Source organism: Pantoea sp. E2023-21, from assembly GCF_051302795.1.
In the GTDB taxonomy this organism is placed as follows: domain Bacteria; phylum Pseudomonadota; class Gammaproteobacteria; order Enterobacterales; family Enterobacteriaceae; genus Pantoea; species Pantoea ludwigii_A.
Map to the genome: position 1 here is coordinate 106,536 of NZ_CP195346.1, position 12,236 is coordinate 118,771.

The window sequence follows — 12,236 nt, forward strand, 5'->3', positions numbered from 1 at the left end:
TAATCAGAACGCGAAGCAGCTGCAGCCGAGCGCGCCCCAGAAGGCGTTCTCCTCGGATACCGGCATGTTGGCGCCGCGAGCAATATCATGCGAGTGGGTATGCACGCCGCACGGGCCGCTGCACTGGTGCGGCATCTGCTGCATGCCCACCCGGGTTTGCGCTGTTGGCGGTGCGCTACGGTAGTGACCCGGTACTTTCACCACCGGTGACCACTCTGGCAGCACAGGAATTGACGGCGGCGCTTCACTGCTGAACGAGCCCGCGGCATACACGATATTGCCGTCGACAAGAGTCAGCACCGACTCAATACCTTTGATCTCTTCTTCCGGTACGCTGAAGTAGTCCTTGCTCAGCACCACCATGTCGGCCAGTTGCCCTGCAATGATCTGGCCTTTTTTACCCTGCTCGCTGGAGAACCAGGCACTGCCCTGCGTCCACAGCATCAGCGCGGTCTCACGGTCGAGGCGGGCGTTGACGTCATACATCTGCATGCCGCCGACGGTACGGCCGGAGACCAGCCAGTAAAGCGCGGTCCATGGGTTATAGCTGGCAACGCGCGTCGCATCCGTACCCAGACCCACCGGCACGCCGGTTTCCAGCATACGTGCCACCGGTGGCGTATGACGGGTCGCTTCAATGCCGTAACGCTCAGCAAAATATTCGCCCTGGAACGCCATACGGTGCTGTACCGCAATACCGCCGCCCAGCTCTTTGATGCGATCGATATTACGTTGCGTCACGGTTTCAGCGTGGTCGAAGAACCAGTGCAGACCGTTGAACGGGATGTCGCGGTTCACTTTCTCGAACACGTCCAGCATGCGGCTGATCGATTCATCATAGGTGGCATGCAGGCGGAACGGCCAGCGGTGTTCAACGAGATGGCGCACCACGCGCTCCAGCTCATCTTCCATGCCCGGTGCCAGGTCCGGACGCGGCTCAAGGAAATCCTCAAAGTCGGCGGCGGAGAACACCAGCATCTCACCGGCACCGTTGTGACGGAAATAGTCGCTGCCCTGACCCGGCGTCAGCATGTCCGTCCATTTCTCGAAATCTTCAAGTTCGTGGCCGGGACGCTGAGTAAAGAGGTTGTAGGCGATGCGCAGGGTCATCTGCTTTTTCTCATGCAATTCAGCGATGACTTCGTAGTCTTCCGGGTAGTTCTGGAAGCCGCCGCCTGCATCAATGGCGCTGGTCAGGCCAAGACGATTCAGCTCACGCATGAACTGGCGGGTAGAGTTCACCTGTTGTTCAAGCGGTAACTTCGGACCTTTTGCCAGCGTAGAGTAAAGGATCATGGCGTTCGGACGGGCAATCAGCATCCCGGTCGGGTTGCCGTTGCTGTCGCGCTGGATCTCACCGCCCGGAGGGTTAGGGGTATCTTTGGTATAGCCCACCACTTTCAGTGCGGCACGGTTAAGCAGGGCGCGGTCATACAGGTGCAGAACAAAAACCGGTGTATCCGGTGCCGCTTCATTGATTTCATCCAGCGTTGGCATGCGACGTTCAGCAAACTGAAACTCCGTCCAGCCGCCGACCACGCGCACCCACTGCGGGTTTGGCGTACGCAGCGCCTGCTCTTTCAGCATACGCAGCGCATCAAATACTGACGGCACACCTTCCCAGCGCAGTTCAAGGTTGTAGTTCAGTCCCCCACGTATCAGGTGCAGGTGCGAGTCATTCAGACCGGGAACAGCAGTATGGCCCTTCAGGTCGATGACCTTCGTGCCTTCACAGTGATGCTGCATAACGTCTTCCAGGCTGCCTACTTCAAGAAACTTGCCGTCGCGGATGGCGACCGCATCGGCGATCGGATTTGCACGATCGACGGTATGAAATCGGCCATTGGTGAGAATGACGTCGGCTTTGCCAAGGGTAACCATAGGATCTCCTGAGATAAGTTGTCCAAAACGGTAGTGAAGACCGTGGACACTAATTGCCCTGCCGTAACAGCAGGATATTGGGATGGTGGAATTATGATCAGGAGGTCCGGAGAACGTCTAGTTATACAAAGGGATAGGTATACGTTCGTATAGTTATACGATCGTATAGTTATACCTAAAGATAATGTTTTGAAAATAAAAAGGTTCCTACACTGCGCTCAGACAGTTACCCACCTGGAAAGCGACATGAACATGACGCTCTTCAGTCATAAGGGTGCTGCCAATTGACGCCGTTTAAACATTCCACGGACTTTAGCAACCCTAACCTCAATGGGCCTTAACATGACCAATCGTAAGCTTGAAGTACTGACGCCGCAGAACAGCCAGATCATCTTTATCGACCAGCAACCTCAGATGGCTTTTGGCGTCCAGTCAATCGACCGTCAGGTTCTGAAAAACAACGTCGTTGCACTGGCTAAAGCGGCCAAAGTCTTCAACATCCCGACTGTACTGACCACCGTTGAGACTGAAAGCTTCTCCGGTAACACTTTCCCGGAACTGCTGGATGTATTCCCGGGTCAGGACATTCTTGAGCGTACGTCAATGAATTCATGGGATGACCAGAAAGTCCGTGATGCACTGGCTGCTAACGGTAAGAAAAAAGTGGTTGTTTCAGGTCTGTGGACTGAAGTGTGCAACAACTCCTTCGCACTGTGCGCCATGCTGGAAGGCGACTATGAAATCTACATGGTGGCGGACGCTTCAGGCGGCACCACTAAAGAAGCACACGATTATGCTATGCAGCGCATGATCCAGGCAGGCGTGATCCCGGTAACCTGGCAGCAGGTAATGCTGGAGTGGCAGCGTGACTGGGCACACAAAGATACCTACACCGCCGTGATGGATATTGCCAAAGAACACTCAGGTGCTTACGGCATCGGCGTTGATTACGCATACACTATGGTTCACAAAGCGCCTTCACGTCAGAAGAGCGAGCACCGTACCCTGGCGCCGGTTCCTGCGAAAATCCGTTAATCTGCTTTCAACTGTCCGGCTCTCAATGGCCGGACAGTTATTTAAACAAGGAGGACCCATGAGTCCTTTATTCATTTCTCTGGGGGCGGGTGCACTGATCGGTCTGATCTACTCGCTGCTTAAAGTACAGTCACCGGCTCCACCCGCTGTTGCCCTTGTTGGGCTGCTCGGCATGGTGATTGGCAGCTCGCTTGGCGGTAAGTTGCTTCACAATGAAGCATCAGCGTGGGTACCGTCTGACGCGCAGACTCAGCCAGTTGCCGTCAGGCAACTGGCTTCACCACAACTTATTGCTAAACAGGCGGGCTGAATATGCTGAAATCCTATTCTGTCTCGCTGGCTGTCGGGATCCTTGCGGGCCTGATTTACGCGGTTCTGGATGTGAACTCACCCGCACCACCGATTATTGCGCTGGTGGGTCTGTTAGGCATGCAAATTGGTGAACATCTCATCCCGCTGATTAAACGACTGGTTAATGGGCAGCCGGTTAACCTGCACTGGTTTCGACATGAGTATCACCATAAAATTGGCGACAACACTCCGCCCTCAGGTGACAAAACCCCCTAAGGATGTGCCTCATACAGGCCTGAGCATTATTTAAGGAAAAACAGCATGCAGCTGTCGCAGCGCATCGTCGTCGTCGATGATGAACGTTCTGTTCGCAATGGTCTTACCAATCTGCTCCAGTCTGAAGGTTATCAGACAGAAGCGTTCGATTCGGGCGAATCTCTTCTTTGTGATGAAGCCGCGATGGCCAATGCCGCGTTATTTATCATTGATGTTCAGCTGAAGGGCATGAGTGGTTTTGATCTTTTCATCAATCTTACCCGGCGGATGAAAAACCCGCCGGGTATTATCATTTCCGGAAACGGAGATGAAAATATGTTGCGGTATGCCATCAATCTGGGTGCCATCGCATTTTTACCTAAGCCGATCGATATCGATACGTTGTTTGAACACATACGAAAGGAATTTTCCTCGAAGGTAGCCCGTCAATGAGTACAACGCCGCAGACCTTTAACTCCACAGATAATGATGAAATCATTTTATCTGAGGAAATTACCTTTAGCCCGCTTGCGCAGGAAGGGAATATTGAATGGTTTCTGTGTCGTAACGCCAGCAGCGGCGATACCTTTGTGCTGGCGACGGCGTGTAATGAAGAGTCGGTATTTCACGTCACGCAGTTGCTGAAAAATGAATATGCACTGCGTCACAGACTCTCAGACAACTGGTCGCTAAGGCCGCTTAAACGAACGTATTACCGGGGAAGATATGCCCTGATTTACCGGGCATTTAATTACCGTACGCTGGCAGACCTGCTTTGCATGCCACCCGGCAGCATCACGGAGTTTCTTAACTGCGCCACATTACTTTGCACAACGCTAAGCATTGCCCACCAACAGGGGCTGGTACATGGCGATATTAAACCGGCAAACTTTTTTTTCAGTGATGACGGTACAGTTCATCTCGGTGGTTTCGGGTTGTCATCCGTTCAGAATGATTTGCTTATTCAGCCGCACTTGCCGATAGCAGGGGGAACGCTTGCCTACATGTCCCCTGAGCATACCTCCCGTTCTGCCCATCCAGTCACTCGTGTCAGCGATTTATACAGTCTGGGCATTGTGCTCTATGAGCTGCTCACCGGGAGACTGCCCTATGGGACCGTGGAAGGGGGGCATGCGGAATGGGTGCATCATCACATCGCCTCCGAAGCGCCTCCTCCTCACGTACTGCGTAAAAACGTATCGGTGGTGCTGTCTTCGATCATATTGAGGCTCCTGAAAAAATCACCGGAATATCGCTATCAGACGGCAGACGGTGTGCTGGCTGATCTGCGCCGCTGTGCCGCTACAATGATGCAGGATGGCATTATTGAGCCGTTCTCTCTCGGAACGCAGGATACTCAGACCGAGAGCTATTCAACGGAAGCGTTGTACACTGATCATCCGCAGGCTACCGATATTCTGGCCGCGTTTGATGAAGTCAGCCGAAGCGGTAAGCATGCACTTGTCGCAGTGAGTGGCGTGCCGGGTTCCGGAAAGTCGTCGCTGATAGCCTCGTCGCTGAGGTTACTGCGAAATAAAAAATCACTGCTTACCGTGGTAAAGGCAGACAAAAATTCACCTGTCCTGCCGTATGCTGTCTTTACCGCTGCTTTCAGAACACTGGCGCTGTACGTGCTGGGATTACCTGCGCAGGAAATGGCGCGCTGGAAAACGCACATTTCGCGCCTGATGGGAGAGCATGCCGGGCTGGCCGTGAATCTGGTGCCCGAGCTGGGGATATTACTCAACCAGAAGGCTGCCGTGCAGACGCACTCTCATTCCCGTGATGCCAGAGACCGTTTTAATCTGGTGGCATTCAGTCTGATCAAGGCCTTCACTGCCCCGGGCCGCCCACTGGTAATGCTTCTGGATGATATTCACTGGGCAGATCAGGCCACGTTGCATCTTTTACAGAATCTGCTGAGTCTGAGTGACGATATTCCCTTTCTTCTGGTTATCACACATCGGGACAGTGTTTCCTTACCCTGTCCCACGATAGCCGGTAATCTGAAGGGCATTCGCCAAAGTGCGCTGCGGATAACTGATATAACACCTGAGCCGTTGACGGTAAAAAGCATTTCCGCCTGGCTTGCCGGTCGGTTTCATACCCGCAGTGCAGCAACAGCGGAGCTGGCGGCGCTGATTCACGAGAAAACCGCCGGTAATCCGCTCGCCACTCAGGAATTTTTCCGGCAGGCTGTCAGTGATGGACTGATTACCTACAATGCCCCGTTCAGATGGGCGTATGATTCACTGGCGCTCAGAAACAGCCACTACACAGCTAACGTAGCGGCCAGCGTTTTACTGAATCTGTCTTCTCTCCCTTTGCCGACCCGCAAGTTGCTGGGGCAGATTGCGGCCCTGGGCAGTACAGGTGAACTTTCCTTGCTGAGCGATGTGACCTCTATAGATGTTACGGAAATCGCACGGTTATTGCTTCCTGCAGCGACTGCCAGATTTATCACGATGAACGAAACTGCCTACGCGTTCATGCATGACAGCATTCATGAAGCAGCTTTAAAGCTCCTTGATGATGAGAACAGGGATATTTTTCATCATGAGGCTGCACGTTACTACATGCAGGAATCTTCGCGGGATATGACCAGTGCGCTGCTGTTCAGAGCAGCGCACCACATGTTATCTGTGAATAATTTGTCCCTGCTTGCCTCCGATTATGACGGGGTCAGCCTGTTGCTGCTCCGCGCCAGCAGACGCGCAAAAAACAGTGGTGATTACGTTTCAGGGCTGCGTTATCTGCAGGCCGTCAGGTTGCTCAGTGAAAGCGTGGATATAGAAGTCTCCAGTGAGTATCTTCTTGAAGAGGCGGAGTGCGAATTTCTCAACGGTAATCTTTCCTCCGCGCTGGAGCTGAGTGACCGTATTCAGTCATCCCCCGGTGAAGTGGCAAATAAAGCCGAGGCGGCCTGCCTGATTGCAGAGATCCACATGCGCCAGTCAGACAGCAAGCTAGCGCTTGAAACGGCTCTCACGTGGCTTGCGGTGTTTGGCATCCAGCTGAACCGTAACCCGACGCAGGAAGAGTGTGATGAAGCCCGGATCGTACTGAAACAGGACGTGGGCAAAAATCCTTATACCCGCTTTCGTTCTCTCGGGCTGGTTAACTGTAAAAATACTGAGGCCGTGATGAATCTGCTGGCAGGCGCCAGCACGTTTGCCGCGTTTATTAATCCGCGTCTGCACTTCATGATTCTGTGCAGGCTGCTGCACCTGTCTATGTCGCGTGGTCTGACAGGCGCTTCTACACTGGCACTCTCCTGGTATGGCGTCGTGTGCGGCGATCAATACGACGAGTACAGCCGTGGGTTTGCCAGCGCCTTGCTGGCTCGTGAGCTGGTTTACAAACATGATTTTGTCAGCTTTAAGGCTCGCACGCTGCTGCCGCTTGACCAGGTCAGCGTATGGACTATGCCGATGAGCTATGCAATAGAGCGAGCGAAAGCAGCATTCGATGTTGGCGTTGAAACGGGTGACAGGACATCAGCCTGTCTCGCTCTGCGTCATCTGATAATGAACTATCTGGCCCGTGGCGATCATCTTGATGGGGTTTACACCTCTATTACTCGCGGGATGCTGTATGTCAGAAAGGCGCAGTACCGGGATGTCGAAGTAATCCTCGGCATGCAACTGGACTATGTTCTGTTTCTGCGAAAGCCGCGAGGGGAAGTGTTCAGTGGCGATAATTTTCTGTCACCCGTGCTCGAAGTCGTGAAGCCTGAACATGCTGTTGAGCCAATGTTCCTGATGCAATTCTGGTCACGCCTATATAAAGCCATGGCGCACTTTTTCGCATGCGAATATGCCGCAGCGTACCGATGGTTTAAGGATGCCGAACAGTTCACCGCATTTATTCCCGGGCATGTTCATATGCTTGATTATCATCTTTACAGCGCGCTTTCTCTGACGGTGCCGTTAAATTCGGGGACTATGACAGAAGAGTTACGACTTCAGCTGCAACCTCACCTTGAACGGATCGTGACCTGGTCTAACGAAAATGCCAAGACGTTCTCCGACAAGGAGACGCTGCTGCGTGCTGAACTTTGTAGACTTGAAGGCGATACGGCACAGGCCTTGGAGCATTTTGAAAAGACCATTACGTTGTCACGCGAAGGTCAGTTTCCTCATATTAACGCCCTGGCCTGTGAGCTTGCTGCTCGTATGGTATACGCACGAAACATGCCGTTTGCCGGTGACAGCTATATCAAGGGTGCCATTGCGGCGTGGGATCGGTGGGGGGCGGGGGCGAAAGTGCATCAGCTTGAAGCGCAGTATCCGGCGCTGGCAAGTCATTCATCCCAGACTGCGCTAAGCACGGTACCGTTTGAGCAAAGTGCAGTTATTAGTGACCTGCAGAGTATGGTGACAGCCATGCGAGCGCTCACGGAAGAGATCAATCTGGACCGACTCATCCATATTCTGATGATGATGCTCGTTGAGCGGGCCGGTGCACAGCACTGTATGCTGATTCGCCTGATAGACGGTAACATTCCTGAAATCCAGGCAAGAGCTTCTACCACGTCATCGGGAGTGAAGGTCAAAATTGTTCAGGAGTTGCCGACCGCAACCGATCTCCCTCTTTCGATATTGTCAGCGGTAATTCGTACAGGTCAGGAGATCCGCACCGGTAAACCTGAAGTATTCAGCCCGTTCAGCCAGGACAACTATCTGGTGGCATCGGGCGCTGCGGTGATGTGCGTACCGATGTTCAGACAGGCGCAGATGGTGGGGGTGCTCTATCTGGAAAATCGCCTGATGCCAGACGTCTTTACCGCAGAGCATTCCAGGATTGTTTCCATGCTCGGTGCCCAGGCAGCCGTGTCTCTGGAAACAGCCCGGCTATATGCGGAGTTGCTCGAAGAAAACATACAGCGTAGAAAAATCGAAAAGCAGCTTCGCGCCAGCCAGACCTCGCTTATGCTGGGTGAAAAAATCAGCCATACCGGGACATGGCACTGGCTGATACAACCCGATATCCAGTACATCTCTGATGAGTATAAGCGCATCATGGGACTGCCCGACCATCAAATGACAACCTCAATGGCCGAGTTTCAAAGCAGGGTGCATCCGGACGATCTTCCCTGCCTTAAGGCGCAAATAGACTCCTGGGCTCTTAAAGGCGAGGTGATGAAGGCGGAGTTTCGTATCATCCGTGACAATGGTGAATGCCGCTATATAGAAGGGATCGGGGAACCCAATGAGAACTGGCCAGAAGTAGCAGAATATTTTGGTACGCTCACCGACATTACCTCACAGCGTCAGGCGGAAGACGCAGTCAGAATAGCACAAGCGGATCTTGCCCGGGTAGCGCGCGCAACCACGGTAGGACAGCTGACTTCGTCAATCGCGCATGAAATTAATCAGCCTTTAATGTCGATCGTAGCAAATGCCGGAGCAAGTCAACGCTGGCTGAAACGTTCCCCTGCCAATCTGGAGAATGTAAGCCATGGACTGGATGAGATTATCCGTGAAGGACAGCGGGCTGGTAATATCATTCGCGGTCTTCAGTCACTGACGCGCAAACAGGTAACTGAATTTTCGACGGCAAAGCTGCATCAAATTGCACGGGACATCATCGTGCTGACCCGACTGGAATTAGAACGCCGCAATGTGTCTCTGGATCTGGACTTAGTGGCAGTGAACGATAGGGTTTTCTGTGAAAGCGTTCAGATTCAGCAGGTCATGATTAATCTTGTCATTAACGCCATCGAGGCCATGTCCGATAACGCTGGCTCCCGCACTCTGCGGATTGCTTCATCTCAACCAGCGCCAGACATGATTCGTATCGATGTCGTGGATAATGGCACCGGCCTGCCAGATAAGGTCATCGGTAAAATCTTTGAGTCTTTTTACACCACTAAGCCGGAAGGGATGGGGATGGGACTGACCATCAGTCATGAAATTATTAAGCGACACGGTGGTGAGCTCAACGCAGAAAACCGGGAAGAAGGTGGCAGTCTGTTCTGGTTCACTTTGCCTCTGGAGCGTTAGATTATTTCTGACCGCCGCCGCGTAAGGCCATGCAGGGAGGATGTCAGGAATAATGAAATGCTGATAAGGGCTTTCAGGGTCTAACTGTCGCTAAGCAGCCCTAGTTTTTCCGATATCCGTACAAGCTCCGAAACAGACCTGACCATCATCTTTTCCATAACCCTGCGCTTGTGCACTTTCGCCGTAATCTCACTGATACCCATTTCAGCTGCTATCTGCTTGTTGAGGAGCCCCCTGATAATAAACTGCATAAGCTCATTTTCACGGGGTGTGAGTGAATGATAACGACCCGTGATCTCCCGCTTCTCCTGAGACAGGTGGGCGCTTTTTTCTGACAGTTCAAGGGCATCCTCAATGACGTTTATCAGCTTATCGGACATAACCGGTTTGGTCAGAAATTCAAACGCGCCGGCTTTCATGGCCTGGACCGTAATAGGGATTGTGCCGAAGCCGGTGAGGAAAATGGTGGGAATAGCGTAACCCCGCTCTGTAAGTTGAACATTAACTGCGAAACCATCAAAACCGGGCATGTTCAAATCCACTATCAGGCAGCTGGGGGTTTTGTAATCTGTTTGGTTCAGAAAATCAGATGGAGAGGTAAAAGCCGAAATCGCATACCCCTCGGAACTGAGAAGGTTTTGCAGCGAAGCGATGACAGATTCATCATCATCAACAATATATACAGTTTTATCCATGGCAGCTCATTATGGCTTCTATGATCCAGCTTAACAAGCCGTTAATATATCCTTTGCTTATGAATTACAAAACGTACTTTTTTACATACGATTATATTCTTTATCCTTCTGTGCTATCCAGTGTCACAAATATGATAAATTTTGGCTGAAAGGCCAATTTGATTATTTTAGTTACTTAAACAGGTATCATCTGAGAGGCGTTTAATGCTTTTAAAATGTCTGGATTGGGGTTTTGTTTACACGCCCCCCGAAATTGTAAAGCCTTATCGATAGCTGGATTTTTTATAAGCATATTGGAGCTTAGGGGCGAGACTTTTATCTTTCGCTTAAGTTTAAGCGATTTAAATAAATTCCACCGCTTCACATAAAATGTCATTGATAAAGAATGCTTCCATTATAAATGAAAATGCATTGTGTCCATAAAGAAGTGGGGGCGGGTTTAGTCAGAGCATCTGGAGTCCAGAGATGACTCTAAAATATTAAAAACCAGTATAAAATGATTGACAGAAAACATGAATTGGATTTTGAGAATTTAATGCGGATGACTCCTGAAGAGTTTAATCTTTGGCGTCAGCAGAAATATTTTCCGGTGCTACTTCTCAACATTAAAATACTATTCCTGCATTCACAATCGGGATGGCTTCTGCAGGAATAGATGATGAAACGTTCTTTCGTGTTCAAATCCCGGCGTATGGTTCACCGCCGAGCCAGAAGCCGGGTTCGTCGTCAGCCAGATAGCGGAGGCAAGGTGCAGTTTGGTAAAATCGTTAAAAATGTTAACAGTCAAAAGACATCTGTTCAGAAGACTGCTAATCCATAAAGTTACGGTGAAGGAGACTCTGAATGAAATATCCAGCATATGCGGCATATATCAGGCATAACCTACCTTTCAAAATCCGCTATTTGTACTCGCTTGCGGCATGGCTTACGTGAGCTACGGTCTCAAGGTGTGTCATCTGGTCATGACCGGAGCTGCAGTGATCGTCGGTTTTGCTGCTGTATATTACTGTACTGGCGTGACGGCCTCCCAGGCCCTGTCTTCGTTGTGTTTTTTAATGGAGACGTTCACCACGCTTGGATATGGCGATATCACCTAAAAGACAGATTGTATGCGGCTACTGAGGCGGTGACAGGGTCTGTAAGAATAGGAACCGTTTCTAAAAACAGCATTCTAAGCGGACGCTGGCAGCCATTAACTACCATATTGAGCGCGGGCACGGCGCTACTTTCCATCTGCAACCCGCCGCACTCAGACGAGAGGTCTTTCACTTTTTTTCATGACGAGCATAAACAGGCCAATTACGATCAGCACGATACAGGTTTTTAGTGTATTCACAGATATATCCTCTCCAGGCGGCCGCAGAACTTAATATGCCCACGGCCTTCGAAATCATTTGACCAGCTCAGCTGACATGTAAGCTCCGTTAGTAAAACGCGCGCTGGTTATTTTGTATGAGGAACCTGACTGTTTGGCTTTAAGGGCAATCTGCGCTTCAGCTGCATCCAGTGTAGTGCCGTTTGCCGTAACGCTCTGGGCAAATCCCGAAAATGAAACGAAAGTAAGTGCAGTAACAGCAACGAAAGTTTTGATGGTTTTCATGGTCTTTTCCTTTATACGATTTCTGGTTGTAAGGCGGTCCGCCTCGATGTGATGCATGTTAAGTGACCGGGTATCCTGAGAAAATACCTGGATTATGGTGAAGTAAATCAAAAAAACTGAACATCTCTGGTCAGCTGCTTCAACATAGGGGAGATAAAGGGTAAAGGGAGTATGAAAAGATCGGAAAAACAGTTAAAAAAATCATTTTTAAGCTGAAGTTCCTGCAAGCCTGCTGCCAGAACAAAAATTATAGAAATGAAGATTTATTGGATTTTTATAAAGAATAATCTCGTTTGAAGTGAGTGTTATCTCCTTACAGTGTTTGGCAATTATCCCTTTGTATAACTATCTGTTGGTATAACTATCCCTTTGTATAACTTCCACATTTGGAACGGTCGCCGGATAATCTTCCTATAAACAACGCTCAGGCTCGCCCACCAGACTAATGTGCGCGCATATCCTTATGAACTGGCC

Annotated in this window: 9 protein-coding genes; 6 read left to right on the top strand and 3 right to left on the bottom strand. The window is 50.8% G+C overall.

Annotated elements, in window-relative coordinates:
- Positions 1-3 precede the first annotated feature (3 nt).
- Entirely contained in the window at positions 4-1,881 is a 1,878-nt protein-coding gene (locus ACRQ84_RS23290) for an amidohydrolase (protein WP_483818556.1), read from the bottom strand.
- 342 nt (positions 1,882-2,223) lie between these two features.
- Here ACRQ84_RS23290 and ACRQ84_RS23295 point away from each other — a divergent pair, with 342 nt between their 5' ends.
- The 5 genes from ACRQ84_RS23295 to ACRQ84_RS23315 are packed head-to-tail and all read left to right on the top strand — an operon-like array spanning position 2,224 to position 9,467.
- Positions 2,224-2,916 (top strand): hydrolase, encoded by a 693-nt coding sequence (locus ACRQ84_RS23295; RefSeq protein WP_483818557.1) that lies wholly within the window; start codon positions 2,224-2,226, stop codon positions 2,914-2,916.
- A 58-nt stretch (positions 2,917-2,974) separates the two neighbouring features.
- Positions 2,975-3,226, top strand: coding sequence for a DUF1427 family protein (locus ACRQ84_RS23300; protein WP_483818558.1), 252 nt, complete (start codon positions 2,975-2,977; stop codon positions 3,224-3,226).
- A 2-nt stretch (positions 3,227-3,228) separates the two neighbouring features.
- Positions 3,229-3,483: a DUF1427 family protein gene (locus ACRQ84_RS23305; protein ID WP_483818559.1), complete on the top strand. Its 255-nt coding sequence runs from the start codon at positions 3,229-3,231 to the stop codon at positions 3,481-3,483.
- 45 nt (positions 3,484-3,528) lie between these two features.
- Positions 3,529-3,915: a response regulator transcription factor gene (locus ACRQ84_RS23310; RefSeq protein ID WP_483818560.1), complete on the top strand. Its 387-nt coding sequence runs from the start codon at positions 3,529-3,531 to the stop codon at positions 3,913-3,915.
- Positions 3,912-9,467: an ATP-binding protein gene (locus tag ACRQ84_RS23315; protein WP_483818561.1), complete on the top strand. Its 5,556-nt coding sequence runs from the start codon at positions 3,912-3,914 to the stop codon at positions 9,465-9,467. Before ACRQ84_RS23310 ends, ACRQ84_RS23315 begins: the two co-directional genes overlap by 4 nt.
- An 80-nt stretch (positions 9,468-9,547) precedes the next feature.
- Here ACRQ84_RS23315 and ACRQ84_RS23320 read toward each other — a convergent pair whose 3' ends face one another.
- A complete protein-coding gene (locus ACRQ84_RS23320; protein ID WP_483818562.1) occupies positions 9,548-10,162 on the bottom strand; it encodes a response regulator transcription factor in 615 nt (204 codons plus the stop codon).
- Positions 10,163-11,124: 962 nt separating this feature from the next.
- On the opposite strand from ACRQ84_RS23320, the gene ACRQ84_RS23325 reads away from it, so the two are divergent.
- Entirely contained in the window at positions 11,125-11,259 is a 135-nt protein-coding gene (locus tag ACRQ84_RS23325) for an ion channel (RefSeq protein ID WP_483818563.1), read from the top strand.
- Positions 11,260-11,552: 293 nt separating this feature from the next.
- On the opposite strand, the gene ACRQ84_RS23330 is transcribed toward ACRQ84_RS23325, so the two are convergent.
- Positions 11,553-11,762 carry a YdgH/BhsA/McbA family protein gene (locus ACRQ84_RS23330; protein WP_483818564.1) on the bottom strand — a complete coding sequence of 70 codons (210 nt, stop codon included), beginning with the start codon at positions 11,760-11,762 and terminating at the stop codon, positions 11,553-11,555.
- Positions 11,763-12,236: the final 474 nt, after the last annotated feature.